This is a genomic window from Streptomyces sp. NPDC055749 (assembly GCF_053617235.1).
Genome location: NZ_JBSHFH010000002.1, coordinates 246929 through 261002, shown reverse-complemented (window position 1 = coordinate 261002; position 14074 = coordinate 246929). Strand labels below are relative to the sequence as shown.

The window sequence follows — 14074 nt, the reverse complement described above, 5'->3', positions numbered from 1 at the left end:
TCAACATATTTGGCGTTGACTTTTGGCACGCTGTTGAGTTCTCAAGGAACGGACGCTTCCTTCGGTCCCGTTTCACCGGGGCCCTCCGGGCGCTTTCCTTCGTTCTTGCGTTTCCGACTCTATCAGACTCTTTCGTGTCCGATTCCCGGTCGAAGCGGGTTTCGCTTTCCAGTTCTTCGCTTTCGCGTTTCCCTTTCCGGCGAGTCCGACTCTATCAGATCCTTTCGGGCCTGATTCCCAGTCAGCGGGTTTTGTCTTTGCGGCTGTTGGGCCGTTCCGACGTCTCAAACTCTAGCGGATTCTCCCGGCGACTCATAATCGAGTCATCGAAATGAATTTCGGCATGCCGAAATTCTCCCCGGTGGGAGATCGTGCTGAGTTTGGTTGCCGCATGCGCGGCGGGATCGGTTGTCGCAGAACCGTTCCGGCCCCGTGACAACTCGAAGAACCTTACGGATCGGGGCGGGGCGTGTCAACCCCTCCCATGACCCGCCTCAGTCCAGGTCGGTGAGCCGGCCGCCGGCGTCCGGCTGGGCGTGTTCCACGCGGCGCAGGAGGCGGATCAGCATGTCGCCCAGGCCGCCGCGCTCGTCGTCGGAGAGGTCCTGGACCAGGTCTTCCTCGAAGGCGGTCGCCATGCGCATCGCCTCCAGCCACTTCGTACGGCCCTCGTCGGTCAGTTCGACGATGACGCGTACCCGGTTGTTCTCGTCCCTGTCGCGGGTGACCAGGCCCTCGCCCGCCATGCGGTCGATGCGGTGGGTCATCGCGGCCGGGGTGAGGCCGAGGCGCTTGGCGAGTTCGCCGGGGCCCAGTCGGTACGGCTCACCGGCCAGCACGAGGGTCTTGAGGACCTCCCACTCGGCGTTGCTGATGCCGAGGGCGGCGAGCTGTCTTCCGTACGCGACGTTCATCCGGCGGTTGAGCCGGCCAAGGGCCGAGACGACCTGTTCGACCTGGGGGTCGAGGTCTCGGAATTCGCGCTGATAGGCGGCGATCTGCTCGTCGAGGCTCGGCTCGTGCGGGCCGGGCTCGGTGGTGTCAGACATGGCGGGCAGTATGGCACGCCCTCCCTCACCATCGAAGTCCTTCAAGGTCAATTGTTAACCCTCTAACTTTAGTGCTAAAGTCTTCGAGTCTTGGTAGTTCGATGTTGTCTAAAACCTTCGAGATCTTGAGGTAGGTGAGCGTGACCAGGGAGATGGGCGCAGCGCTGCGGCGAATCCAGGTCGGGAGCGCGCTGAGCGCGTTCGGACTCGGGTTCACCGTTCCGTATCTGTACGTCTATGTGGCGCAGGTACGGGATCTTGGTGCCGGTACGGCGGGTGTCGTGCTGGCTGTCTTCGCCATGGCAGCTCTGGCCGTCCTGCCGTTCACCGGGCGTGCCATCGACCGGCGCGGGCCGATGCCCGTGCTGATCCTCGCCGCCGCCCTGGCCGCCGTGGGCGCTGCCGCGCTCGGGGTTTCCAGCAGTGTGACGGCCGCCGTGCTGTCGGCCGCCGTGCTCGGTGCGGGTACCGCGGTCATGCAGCCGGCGCTCGCCACGATGCTGGTGTGGTGCTCCAGCACCTCCACCCGTACCCGCGCCTTCGCCATGCAGTTCTTCCTGCAGAACCTGGGCCTCGGGATCGGCGGGCTCTTCGGCGGGCTGATCGTCGACACGAGCGATCCGTCGAGCTTCACCATGCTGTTCCTGATCGAGGCCGGGATGTTCGTCGTGCTCGGCGTCGTGGCGGGGACCGTGCGCATGCCGCGTACCCCGTCCATCACCGACGCCAGGCCCACCGACGGCACCGCGCCCAAGGCCGGGCTGCGGGTGCTGCTCTCGCACCGGGCCATGGTGCAGCTCTGTGTGCTGGGCTTCGTGCTGTTCTTCGCCTGCTACGGACAGTTCGAGTCCGGGCTCGCGGCGTACGGCACCGAGGCTGCGGGGATCCAGCCCTCGACCCTCGGGATCGCGCTGGCCGCCAACACCGCCGTCATCGTCGTCGCCCAGTTCGTCGTGCTGCGTCTGGTGGAGCGTCGTCGGCGCTCCCGGGTCATCGCCTGGGTCGGTGTGATCTGGGCGTTCGCCTGGATCGTGGCGGGGTACGCGGGTCTCGGGCACGGCAGCCAGACCATGGCGACGGCCGCGATGATCTCGACGTACGCACTGTTCGGGCTCGGTGAGTCGATGCTGTCGCCGACCGTGGCTCCGCTGGTCGCCGATCTGGCGCCGGAGTCGATGATCGGGCAGTACAACTCGGCCTTCGCGCTCTGCAAGCAGTTGGCGCTGGCGGTCGGTCCTGCCGTGGGCGGGCCCATGGGGGCGACGTTGCACGGGCCGTACATCGTGACGTTCGTACTGTTCTCGCTGGGGATCACCGTGCTGGCACTGCGGCTGGGCCGTCGCCTCACCCCCGTACAGGACCAGCCTTCGCTCGCGGCCGTGCCGTCGCGGGTGGTGGCCGTGTCACTGCCGGAGACCGAGCCGGTCCCGGCACCCGCACCCGCCGCCGCTCACTGAGGCAGCGCGAACTCGCACCACACCGCTTTGCCGCCGCCCGGCGTGCGACGGCTTCCCCAGGACGAGGCGATCGTCGCGACGATCGAGATGCCGCGTCCCGCCTCGTCCGCCGGTTCGGCTCGGCGGCGGCGCGGCAGGTGGTCGTCGCCGTCCGTCACCTCGATGATCAGGCGGCGGTCCGTGCGGCGCAGGCCGAGGCGCATCGGCGGGGTGCCGTGCTGGAGGGAGTTCGCGACGAGCTCGCTCGCCGCGAGGACGCCCAGGTCGCACAGTTCCAGGGGGAAGCGCCAGGACGTGAGCACTCCGGTGGCGAAGGCGCGGGCGCGCGGGGCGGCCTCGATGCCACCGAGCAGATCGAGCGAGGCGTTGTGGAACAGCTCCGCGTTCGTCCCCGTACGCGCGGGATGCTGGACGACCAGCACCGCCACGTCGTCATCGTGTTCGGCGGTCACGCCGAGGGAGCGGATGAGGCGGTCGCAGACCACCTGCGGTGATCCCTTGGCGCCGGAGAGGGCGCGCTCCAGCGCTGCCACTCCTTCGTCGATGTCCTCGCTGCGCCGCTCTACCAGGCCGTCCGTGTAGAGGACGGCGGTCGAGCCCGGGGGCAGGGCGATCGTGCCGGAAGTGTGGATCCAGCCGCCGGTGCCGAGCGGGGGGCCTGTCGGGTCCTCGGCGCGGTGGATGACTCCGTCCTCGTCGCACACGAGGATCGGGAGGTGGCCGGCGGAGGAGTAGACCAGCCGCCCCTCGTTCGGATCGTGGACCGCGTAGACGCAGGTGGCGATCTGGCTGGCGTCGATCTCGGCGGCGAGACCGTCGAGCAGCTGCAGGACCTCGTGGGGCGGCAGATCGAGACGCGCGTAGGCCCGGACCGCGGTGCGCAGCTGGCCCATGACCGCCGCGGCGCGCACGCCGCGGCCCATCACGTCCCCGATGACGAGGGCCGTGCGGCCCGCGCCGAGGGTGATGACGTCGTACCAGTCGCCGCCGACCGCCGCGTCCGTGCCGCCCGGCTGGTACGTGGCGGCGATCCGCAGGTCGTCGGGCTGCTCCAGCTCCTGCGGGAGCAGGGAGCGCTGGAGGGTGACGGCCGTTTCGCGGTGGCGGCGCTCGCTGGTGCGGAGCCGCTCGGCCGCGTCGGCGTGGTCGGTGACATCGGTGGCGTACACGAGCACGCCTCCCTCGCTCTCCTTGCCGGAGGCGGCCACGGGAGTGCATGTCACGGTGTACGAGCCGCCGCCGAGGACCTTGCGGGACTTGACCGTGCGGGGTGTGCCGCTGCGCAGCACCTGGTCCAGCAGCGGCAGCAGGCTCAGCTCGACGAGCTCGGGCATGGCCTCGGCCGCCGGTACGCCGCTGGGGCGGGGGCCGAACGCCGTCTCGTACGCGTCGTTGACGTAGGTGATGCGGTGGTCCGGGCCGTGGAGCAGGGCGACCGGGGCGGGGAGCTGACCGAGGATCTCGCGGGCCGAGAGGTCCTCCAGGCCGGGCCCCGGTCCGGGCACGGCGGCGGGGCTTTCCGCGTCACCGTCCGGCAGGACGGTCACGGTCTCCGGCCGGGCGTACTCGGCGCGGGCCGCCGGGACGGAACTGCGGTCGTCCCGCGCGGCGGCTCGTCGCTGTGTGCCGGGAAGGCGGGCGCTCCAACGCGTGAAGTTCACGGAATTTCTGGCCTCGTGTGTCGGTCTGGTCCGCTCGGGCGGGCTGCTTCTTGTGCCGGGTCTTCTGCCGGTTCTTCTTCCTGGTCCGTGTCCGGGTCCGCTCCCGGTTCCTCTGCCGGGGCGGGGCACCGGGGGGCGAACCCCGGGAAGGCGCAGCCGGGCCTCGTCGAGCTGGTGGGGCGCCGCTGCTGGTCACTGTTGGTCACTGCCGGCGGGGTCACTCTGTGCAGGTGTGGGCCCACCTATGGTCACACGTCCAGTGTGACGGTCCGTACTGACAGTCGTCGTTCAACCGTCGGTCCGGTGTCGGTCGGCAAGGGGGCCCGGGGCTGAACGGAAGCCGTCGGAATGTCGCCCGGGTGCCGGGCGGAGGGCTCAGCCGGCGGTCTTCGGCGGGTCGCCGTCCTTCGGGGGCGATGCCGGTTTTCCGGGGCTTCCGTTACGTCCGGGGCCGCCGGCCGCGAGGGAGAACTCGGCGCGCGGGTGTTCCAGCGAACCGAGCGAGACGATCTCTCGCTTGAAGAGTCCGGCCAGGGTCCATTCGGCAAGGACGCGCGCCTTCCGGTTGAACGTGGGGACCCGGCTGAGGTGGTAGACGCGGTGCATGAGCCAGGCCGGGTAGCCCTTGAGCTTGCGACCGTAGACGTGTGCGACGCCTTTGTGGAGACCGAGTGAGGCGACGGAGCCCACGTAGGCGTGCCGGTATTCCTTGAGCGGACGGCCGTCGAGCGTCGCGAGGACGTTCTCGGCGAGGACCGCGGCCTGGCGCACCGCGTGCTGGGCGTTGGGGGCGGTCTCCCTGCCGGGTTCGGTGGCGGTCAGGTCGGGGACGGCCGCCGCGTCGCCCGCGGCCCAGGCGTGCGGGGCGCCGTCGACGGCGAGCGTGGCCGTGCAGCGGAGCCGCCCGCGGTCGGTGAGGGGCAGATCGGTGGCGGCGAGGAGCGGCGCGGGTTTGACGCCCGCGGTCCACACGAGCGTGCGGGTCGGGAAGCGGGAGCCGTCGCTGAGTACGGCGACCCGGTCCTCGCACGAGTCGAGGCGGGTGTCGAGGCGTACGTCGATGTTGCGGCCCCGCAGCTCGCGGATGGCGTACTTGCCCATCGCGTCACCGACCTCGGGCAGGATGCGGCCGGACGCCTCGACCAGGATCCATTTCAGGTCCGTGGCCTTGATGTTGTGGTAGTAGCGCGAGGTGTACCGGGCCATGTCCTCGAGTTCGGCGAGTGCCTCGACGCCCGCGTACCCGCCGCCCACGAAGACGAAGGTGAGCGCGGCGTCGCGGATGGCGGGATCGCGGGTGGCGGAGGCGATGTCCATCTGCTCGATGACGTGGTTGCGCAGGCCGATGGCCTCCTCGACGGTCTTGAAGCCGATGCCGAAGTCGGCGAGGCCGGGGACCGGGAGGGTGCGTGAGACCGAGCCGGGTGCCATGACGATCTCGTCGTACGCGATCTCGAGTGCGCCGGTGCCGTCCTCGCCGGAGGCGAGGGTGGTGACGGTGGCGGTCCGCTTGGTGTGGTCGATGCGCTCGGCCTCGCCGATGACGATCGTGCAGTGTTTCAGGACCCGGCGCAGCGGTACGACGACGTGCCTGGGCGAGATCGAGCCCGCAGCCGCTTCGGGGAGGAACGGCTGGTACGTCATGTAGGGCTCGGGAGTGATCACCACAATCTCGGCATCGCCGCTCTTCAGTCTCTGCTTCAGCTTCCGCTGGAGACGCAGCGCTGTGTACATCCCGACGTAGCCGCCGCCGACTACGAGAATGCGCACACCTGGCCGGGTGCCGGGGGTCGTCCCCGGGGAATCTGGAGCCATCACCATCCCATGACGCAACGGAGTCAGGTGTTTGTCCACAGGCCCGGCAAATTGTGTGACTGGAGGTCAGGGGCGGGCCGGTGGCGTCCGTGAGCCGCAGAATGCGGGACCTGTGCAGGTCAGACGTTGCGGGAGGGGTGGTGGGCGGGGGTGGAATCAGTAACCAACCGGTCCTTGCTCCGATCGGGGGGCGCTCCGTACGGAACTACCCCCTTCTGAATTGACCCGGGCTCAACTATGTTCGTATCCCGTCGGGGTGTCGGGTGCGGATGATGATCCGTTCCTCGACGGATACGACGGGGAGTCTCCGGGGGGAGACGTCATAACCGGGGGAAGTCATGCACATTCAGGATTCGCATTGGCAGGCTGCTGTCTCGTCCTCGTCAGAGGGCCATGGGCGGCTGAGCGCGGTGGGAGCGGTTGCAACCGCGGGGACGGCTGGGGCCGCCACCCGTCAGGCACCGCTCCGCGTGGACGCACAGCGCAATCTGGAACATGTACTGCGGGCAGCGCGCGAGGTGTTCGGCGAGCTGGGGTACGGGGCTCCGATGGAGGACGTGGCGCGTCGCGCCAGGGTCGGAGTCGGCACGGTCTACCGGCGGTTCCCGAGCAAGGACGTGCTGGTGCGGCGGATAGCCGAGGAGGAGACCTCCCGGCTGACCGAGCAGGCGCGGGCGGCGCTCGGGCAGGAGGAGGAGCCGTGGTCGGCGCTCTCCCGCTTCCTGCGGACGTCCGTGGCATCGGGTGCGGGCCGGCTGCTGCCGCCGCAGGTGCTGCGTGTCGGTGTCGAGGCGGACGGGACGACCGCCCAGGTACGGGAGGCCGGCACGGGATCCGGTGCCGACGCGGCGCCGGGAGACAGCCATGACGCTACGCGCGTTCCGCAGCAGCGGCAGGGAGTGAGTCAGCCCGATCTCCGTGTGGTCTCCCAGCGCTCCGCCGTCGAGGAGGCTCTCGACGACGGGGACACGGGCGCGGCCGAGCTGCTGGAGGTCGTGGGCAGGCTCGTCGACCGGGCGCGGGAGTCGGGAGAGCTTCGCGGGGATGTGACGGTGGCCGATGTGCTGCTGGTCATCGCCACGGCGGCGCCCGCGCTGCCCGACGCGGCGCAGCAGGCCGCGGCCTCGGCACGGCTGCTCGACATCCTGCTGGAGGGGCTGCGGTCCCGGACCGTCTGACGCGCCACCGGACCGTCTGATGTGCCCGGTGTCCGTCCGCTGAGCGGACGGGCACCGGCACCGCACCCCTGCCTGTTGGCTGTGCGTCAACTGTGCGACGCAAGGGGAGGGTTGATTCCTCCCCGGACGAGTGATCTCTCGTGCCCGCATACGGGAAACCGACCTCGGATGAGTGGTTGCCAAGGCCAACAGGCCGTGGCGTTCGCGCTCTGTGGCACTCTTGCCCGGTTCGGGTCCGAAGGCGCATACGGGGGCTTCCGCGATGAGCGGTGACGGGCAACAGGAAGTACCACTCGACGGCATCGCCGCGACGGGTGGGGGCACGGAGACCGGCGGGCAGGTACCGAGTCAGGCCGGACCGGGTCGCTCGGCCGGTGACGCCGAGGGTGGCACCGTCCTGCCCGGCCCCTGGCCCGCGCCCGCCGAGGACTCTCCGGCCGTTCCGCCGCAGCGCGAGGGCGGCAGCGGAGCCCCGGACGACGCGGTGCCCGACTCCCAGCTGATCCAGGCCATGCGGGCCGGTGACGACGGGGCGTACGACGAGCTGTTCCGGCGGCACTCGGGTGCGGTGCGCCGCTACGCGCGCAGTTGCTGCCGCGACGCGCACACGGCCGACGATCTGACGGCCGAGGTGTTCGCGCGCACGCTCCAGGCCGTACGCGGCGGCAAGGGCCCCGAGGAAGCCGTCCGCGCCTACCTGATGACCGCCGTACGGCATGTCGGCGCCGCCTGGACGAAGAGCGCCAAACGGGAGCACCTGGTCGACGACTTCGCGGTCTTCGCCGCGCAGTCCACACGTACCTCCGAGCTCTCGGACGACGACACGCTTGAGCTCGGCGCCGATGTGCTGGCGATGCACGAGGCCGAGCAGTCGATGGCCATGCAGGCGTTCCGCAGCCTGCCCGAGCGCTGGCAGGCGGTGCTCTGGCACACCACGGTGGAGGAGGAGTCGCCGAGCGAGATCGCCCCGCTGTTCGGACTGACCGCCAACGCCACGGCCGTACTGGCCAGCCGGGCCCGCGAAGGGCTCAAGCAGGCGTATCTGCAGGCGCATGTGAGCCAGGCGCTGACGACGGGCGGCGACTGCTCCCAGTACGCCGACCGGCTCGGCGCGTACGCCCGGGGCGGGCTCCGTATGCGCGCGGAGCGCGGGCTCCGCAAGCACCTGGACGAGTGTGCGAAGTGCCGGATCGCCGCGGGTGAGCTGACCCATGTCAACGCCGGGATTCCGGCCCTGCTGCCCATCGCGGTCATCGGTTGGTTCGCCGCCGGTTACTCGCTCAAGGCCGCGGGGATCGTCGCCGGAGGCGCGGCCGGTGCGGCCGGTGCCGGTGCCGCGGCGGCTGCCACGGGCGGGAGTTCGTCCGGTGGCGCGGCCGGTGGCGCCGCCGCTTCCGAGGGCCTCGGTGCGCCGGCCAAGGCCGGGATCGCCGCCGCTGTCGCCGTCGCGGCGGCTGCCGGGCTGGTGTGGGCCATGGTCGGGGACGACCAGCCGAAGCCGGAACCGAAGCCGGTGGCCAAGCCCCCGGCGGTGGCTCCCGTCGTCCCCAGCCCCGAACCGCCTCCGGGGCCGAAGCCGCAGCCTCCGGCCCCGCCCGCGCCGGCTCCGGCGCCCGAGCCGAAGCCCACGCCGAAGCCGACCCCCAGCCCGACGCCGCCGCCGAGCCCGGAGCCGACCCCGAAGCCCACGCCTCCCCCGCCTCCGCCGGCGCCCAAGCCCACTCCGAAGCCGCCCGCGCCCGCTCCGCCCCCGCCGACGCCTGCTCCGGCCCCGGAGGTCTACCAGGTCAGCGAGTTGAAGTACTCCGCGTTCGGGGACCACACCGAGCCGGAGGTGGTGATCGGCCGGAGTAGCTGGGTCTGGCAGCGTTCGGGCGTCTCGATCGGTTCCACGCAGTACGCGCACGGAGTGACCGTCCACGCCAACTCCTCGGTCCTCATCGAGCTGAACCGTCAGTGCACCCGTTACGACGCCATGGTCGGCGTCGACGATCTGACGATGGGCCTCGGCGCGGTGCGCTTCTCCGTGTTCAACGGGGACGGGGCGCGGCTGTGGCGGTCCCCGGTGATGCGCGGCGGCGACCCGGCCGTCCCTGTGGGCGTCGGCATCGCAGGTCAGGAGAGGATTCGCCTCGTCGTGGAAGCGGCGGAGCCGTTCGGCTCGGTGGCCCTGGCCGACTGGGCGGAGTCACGGATCAGCTGCGTCTAGCGTCCAGGGGTGTCGCGGGCGCAGGCCCCCGCTACGACTGAAGCGTTCGCCTGGCCGGGACCACGCCGCCCGCCACCGCGCGCTGGCGCGGAGCCGCCGTGCCCGTCCAGCAGGTGCCCCGGCGGGCGAGAAGACGCCGGAGCCAGAGCTCCGTGGAGGCCAGCTCGGCCAGCCCGTCCAGCGGGAGGGGCTCGCCCTCGGACGCCGCCCGGAGTGCCTTGCGTACGACGCGTGCCTCGACCAGGCCCGCGTCGGCCAGGAGCGGGGCGTCGAACAGGGCGATCAGTTCGGGGAGCGCGGTGCGCAGTCCGACGCGGGTGGCCGCGGTCGAGGTGGCCTGGGACGGGGCGCCCCAGCCCGGCGGCAGGTCCTGGATGCCCGCGCCCGCCAGGACCCTGCGCAGGATCGCGGCCCGCGCCCCCGGCTGGACCCTGAGCGATTCGGGAAGGGCCCGGGCGGCTCGGACGACCTGGTTGTCCAGGAACGGGGCGTGCAGGCGCTGGCTGCGGATCTCGGCCGCCTGTTCCAGGATGCGGTGGTCGTTGGCGTGCCGGGCGAGTGCGGCGCGGGCGCGGGCCTCTCCCGGGCGCTGCACGGAGGTCGGCCGGACCGCCGCCTCCTGGAGGCGAACCGATACTTCAGTGAGGGCCTCCCCCGTCAGCCAGCGTGCCGCGGGACCCGGCCGCGACCAGGCTAGGGCGGAGAGCGAAGCGTCGGCGGGGGTGTCGAGGTCCGGGGCGTACCTGTTGGCGTCGGGGAGCCGTTCGGCCGCGGCTTCGAGCCCGGTGCGGTACGACGTACGGGCGAGGCGGCGTGCCGCCCGGTAGACGGACAGCGGTACGAACAGGGAGTGCGCGGAGGGGCCTTCGGCCTTGGCGAGCGCTGCGACCGGTCGCAGCAGGTGGCGTCTGCGCCGGTCCATGAGGAGGTCGGCGAGGCGGGCCGGATGGGCGTCGAGGACCTGCCGGGCGCCGTGTCCGACGAAGTGGTCGGCGCTGCCCGCTGCGAGGCGGCGGCGGTGGCGTGCGGAGACGACGAGGGACGGGCCCGGCTCGTCGGTGAGCGGGCCGTCCAGCTCCGCGTACGGCAGGGCGTCCTCGCCCGCGGCGACGACCACGTGGTGCAGCCGGGGGTTGGCCGCGATGAGCCGCGCCCGTTCGAGTTCGTCCTCGTGGCCGCGTGCGGTGAGGTCGTTGAAGGTGACGGCGAGCAGCCGCTCCCCCGCCCCCGTGCCGTGGCCGAGGAGGGTGCCCGGCAGTCCCGGCAGCCCGGCGGCCAGCAGTGCGAGCGTGCTGGAGGCGCTGCCTCCGGAAAGGTCGGCGCCGATGCCGGGCACGGGTGCCCCGCGCGCCGCACGACGCTCGGCAGGTCCCATGCCGGGCACGGGCCCGGGGTCGACCGGCAGCGCCTCCGGGGCGTGACGCGGCGCCAGGAGCCGCGCGCGTACGGCTTCGACCAGCGCGTCCCGCACGCCTTCCACCGCTCGTACGGGGTCGGTCTGGGGGGCCGCCACGGCGAGGGAGGCCACCGCCTCGTACCCGGTGATCTCGCGGGAGCCCTCGCGCAGGATGAGCGCGTGGCCGGGCGGGATGCGCTTCACGCCCGCGTAGGGAGTTCCGTTGCCCAGCGCCTCCGGGGTGTCGGGGCAGGCGAGGAGCGCGGCCAGGTGGCCGATGTCCAGCTGGGCCTCGATGAGGTCGGCGAGCGGGAGGGCGGCGGTGGCGTAGGCCGTGCCGTTGGCCCAGGGGGTGTGGAACACCGGGCGGGCCCCCGCCAGGTCCCCGGCGACGGTGATGCGGCGGCCGATCTGGACGACGGCCGTGTAGCTGCCGGGCCAGGCGGTGAGGTGGCGCAGTGCCCCGCCGCGGGCGGCCAGCAGACCGACGCGCAGTTGTTCGTCGGTGGCCCCGCAGCAGCCGAGGACGGCGATCCGGGCGGTGGGGGCGCCCGGGGGCGTCGCGACGGTGACGACACGGATCTCGTCCGGCCGCCAGTCCCCGACGGCCCACAGCGGATCGGGGTCTCCCCAGAGGAGTTGGGAGCCCACGGGGTGAACCGTGCGCCCCTCTTCGCCCGCGCCCACCGCGCCCACGGTGCCGAAGCTCGCGGCGATACTGCTCCACCCCACCAACCAACGCATCGCCGCCTCCACAGGCTGTGGACAAACCGGCGCACCTGAACAGAGGAACGCCCACTGCGGGACATGCTGCCACGACAACGGCCCAGCGGAGGGGGTACGGGCAGCGCACGCCGGAACTGCATGCGCCCCTGGCAAAGGCCCGACAGCCCCTCCTCGCGGACACCATCAACGGAACGCCGTCCTCCGGGCGTTGTGGTGCACCGCGACCGGAACGGCACCGTGTTGACCCCTGCGGCGGGCGGTCGGAATCCGGCCACCACTCAACTGCCCGCGCCGGCACCGCCCGATAGGCGACATTCAGCCATTCTCGGAGCACTTCGCCACGGCGTGTGCCCCTTTCGCGACGCACCGCGACGATCCGCCGGGCGCGAGAGGCTGGGTGCGAGGGGCCGGCGGCATGCCCCGATCCCGTACGAACACATCGCGTACGAACACACAGTCCGGGAGGTGTGCTTCACCTCCCGGACCGGTCCGCCGCCCGCGGGGAATGGGGCGGCGGTATCCCCCAGCCCACTGTGTCCAGTGCAGCGGGCCGACCCACGCAGCACCATCGAAGCGCTTGCACCCCGGCCCTGCGAGAGCGCACGGCCGGGCGCACGGCCACACACCAGGAGCACGTCACCCGCGGTCGGTGCCCCACCCGCACCCTCCCCCGGACGTGCGTTGCGACGTTTGCGTGCGCCCCCGGCCGCGATCCTTCGGCGCGCGGCCCCGTCGCCGCCGGCGGACAACATTCCCGCCATACGGACGTCTGCCCCTTAACGGTAGGGATCCGGCGAACTACGCTGTGTTTACTGATGTTCTCGGCAGGGAGGCATATTCCTCGGGGCTCGGCCAAATGCGTGTGCGGCCGGAGTGACGGGGTTCGTCCCTGGGGAGGACCCGGTACGAATGCCGCGCGCCTCACCGGTGACGCGGCGGCCGTCTGTGTGTCGAGGGGTGGCGCATGTCCAGGGAGCAACGCGGGCCGAACGAGAAGCTCGGCACGGTTCTCGCCCTCGCGGGAATCAGTAACGCCGGGCTCGCCCGGCGGGTCAACGACCTCGGAGCACAGCGCGGTCTGACACTTCGCTACGACAAGACCTCGGTGGCCCGTTGGGTCTCCAAGGGCATGGTGCCCCAGGGCGCCGCACCTCATCTCATCGCTGCGGCGATCGGCGCCAAACTCGGCCGCCCGGTCCCGCTCCACGAGATCGGGCTCGCGGATGCCGACCCGGCGCCCGAGGTCGGTCTGGCCTTCCCGAGAGATGTGGCCGAGGCGGTGCGGTCGGCGACCGATCTGTACCGGCTGGATCTGGCCGGGCGGCGGGGCGGCGGCGGGATCTGGCAGTCACTGGCCGGTTCGTTCTCCGTCAGCGCGTACGCGACACCCGCGTCCCGCTGGCTGATAACGCCCGCCGACTCGTCGGTGGCGCGGGACTCCACGGCCGCGGAGGCGGCGATCCTCGGGCCGCCCGGCGCACGGGGCGCGCTCGGAGCGCACGGAGCGCACGCCGCCGTGCCGGTGCAGCCCGGACCGGACTCGGTGTCCGATGCCTCGCCCCTGCGGGTCGGCCACAGCGATGTGACCAAGCTCCGGGAGGCGGCACAGGACGCCCGCCGCTGGGACTCCAAGTACGGCGGCGGGGACTGGCGTTCCTCGATGGTCCCGGAGTGCTTACGGGTCGACGCGGCGCCCCTGCTCCTCGGTTCGTACAGCGACGAGGTGGGCCGTGCGCTGTTCGGCGCGGCGGCCGAACTGACCAGGCTCGCCGGGTGGATGGCGTTCGACACCGGCCAGCAGGAGGCCGCGCAGCGCTACTACATCCAGGCGCTGCGCCTGGCGCGCGCCGCCGCCGACGTACCGCTCGGCGGCTATGTGCTGGCGTCGATGTCCCTCCAGGCGACCTACCGCGGCTTCGCCGACGAGGGCGTGGACCTCGCGCAGGCGGCGGTCGAGCGCAACCGCGGCCTCGCCACCGCCCGCACCATGAGCTTCTTCCGCCTCGTGGAGGCACGCGCCCACGCGAAGGCGGGCGACGCACCCGCCGCCGGGGCCGCGCTCAAGGCCGCCGAGAGCTGGCTGGAACGCTCACGGACCGGCGACGCCGACCCACCGTGGCTGGGCTTCTACTCGTACGACAGGTTCGCGGCCGACGCCGCCGAGTGCTACCGCGACCTGAAGGCGCCCCGGCAGGTGCGGCGCTTCACCGAGCAGGCGCTGTCCAAACCGACCGAGGAGTTCGTCCGCTCGCACGGCCTGCGCCTCGTCGTGTCGGCGGTCGCCGAGCTGGAGTCGGGCAACCTCGACGCGGCGTGCGCGGCCGGGACGCGTGCGGTGGAGGTGGCGGGGCGGATCTCGTCGGCGCGCACCACGGAGTACGTACGGGACCTGCTGCACCGGCTTGAGCCGTACGGGGACGAGCCGCGCGTCGCCGAGCTGCGGGAGCGGGCCCGGCCGCTGCTGGTGGCCCCGGCGTAATCGGCGGGTGGGCCCCGGGGCCCACCCGCGCTGTCCCCAAGATGGGGATACGCCCCGTTACGCCCGCCCCGCCGGGCGGTGGCGCCCCGGCAGGTGTGCGCCAC

Annotated in this window: 8 protein-coding genes; 4 read left to right on the top strand and 4 right to left on the bottom strand. The window is 72.0% G+C overall.

Going from position 1 to position 14074, the window contains the following annotated elements:
* Positions 1–494: 494 nt before the first annotated feature.
* Entirely contained in the window at positions 495–1049 is a 555-nt protein-coding gene (locus tag ACWGO0_RS02980) for a MarR family winged helix-turn-helix transcriptional regulator (RefSeq protein WP_453527004.1), read from the bottom strand.
* Positions 1050–1201: 152 nt separating this feature from the next.
* On the opposite strand from ACWGO0_RS02980, the gene ACWGO0_RS02975 reads away from it, so the two are divergent.
* Positions 1202–2506, top strand: coding sequence for an MFS transporter (locus ACWGO0_RS02975; protein ID WP_453527039.1), 1305 nt, complete (start codon positions 1202–1204; stop codon positions 2504–2506).
* Here the strand turns inward: ACWGO0_RS02975 and ACWGO0_RS02970 are convergent.
* Positions 2500–4167: an ATP-binding SpoIIE family protein phosphatase gene (locus tag ACWGO0_RS02970; RefSeq protein WP_453527001.1), complete on the bottom strand. Its 1668-nt coding sequence runs from the start codon at positions 4165–4167 to the stop codon at positions 2500–2502. The two genes, ACWGO0_RS02975 and ACWGO0_RS02970, sit on opposite strands and share 7 nt — an antisense overlap.
* Before the next feature lie 375 nt (positions 4168–4542).
* Entirely contained in the window at positions 4543–5937 is a 1395-nt protein-coding gene (locus tag ACWGO0_RS02965) for an NAD(P)/FAD-dependent oxidoreductase (protein WP_453526999.1), read from the bottom strand.
* A 383-nt stretch (positions 5938–6320) separates the two neighbouring features.
* Between ACWGO0_RS02965 and ACWGO0_RS02960 the strand changes: the two genes are divergently transcribed.
* A complete protein-coding gene (locus tag ACWGO0_RS02960) occupies positions 6321–7160 on the top strand; it encodes a TetR/AcrR family transcriptional regulator (protein ID WP_453526996.1) in 840 nt (279 codons plus the stop codon).
* Positions 7161–7422: 262 nt separating this feature from the next.
* A complete protein-coding gene (locus ACWGO0_RS02955; RefSeq protein ID WP_453526993.1) occupies positions 7423–9369 on the top strand; it encodes a sigma-70 family RNA polymerase sigma factor in 1947 nt (648 codons plus the stop codon).
* A 31-nt stretch (positions 9370–9400) separates the two neighbouring features.
* On the opposite strand, the gene ACWGO0_RS02950 is transcribed toward ACWGO0_RS02955, so the two are convergent.
* The gene (locus ACWGO0_RS02950; RefSeq protein ID WP_453526990.1) at positions 9401–11509 is read right to left on the bottom strand and encodes an asparagine synthase-related protein; all 2109 of its coding nucleotides are present in this window, start codon (positions 11507–11509) and stop codon (positions 9401–9403) included.
* A 946-nt stretch (positions 11510–12455) separates the two neighbouring features.
* On the opposite strand from ACWGO0_RS02950, the gene ACWGO0_RS02945 reads away from it, so the two are divergent.
* Complete coding sequence (locus ACWGO0_RS02945; RefSeq protein WP_453526987.1) at positions 12456–13970, top strand: sporulation protein; 1515 nt, start codon at positions 12456–12458, stop codon at positions 13968–13970.
* Positions 13971–14074 lie beyond the last annotated feature (104 nt).

Coding starts and splice junctions, on each gene's coding strand:
- ACWGO0_RS02980 (WP_453527004.1), bottom strand. CDS start 1,049: ATGTCTGACACCACCGAGCCCGGCCCGCACGAGCCGAGCCTCGACGAG.
- ACWGO0_RS02975 (WP_453527039.1), top strand. CDS start 1,202: ATGGGCGCAGCGCTGCGGCGAATCCAGGTCGGGAGCGCGCTGAGCGCG.
- ACWGO0_RS02960 (WP_453526996.1), top strand. CDS start 6,321: ATGCACATTCAGGATTCGCATTGGCAGGCTGCTGTCTCGTCCTCGTCA.
- ACWGO0_RS02955 (WP_453526993.1), top strand. CDS start 7,423: ATGAGCGGTGACGGGCAACAGGAAGTACCACTCGACGGCATCGCCGCG.
- ACWGO0_RS02950 (WP_453526990.1), bottom strand. CDS start 11,509: ATGCGTTGGTTGGTGGGGTGGAGCAGTATCGCCGCGAGCTTCGGCACC.
- ACWGO0_RS02945 (WP_453526987.1), top strand. CDS start 12,456: ATGTCCAGGGAGCAACGCGGGCCGAACGAGAAGCTCGGCACGGTTCTC.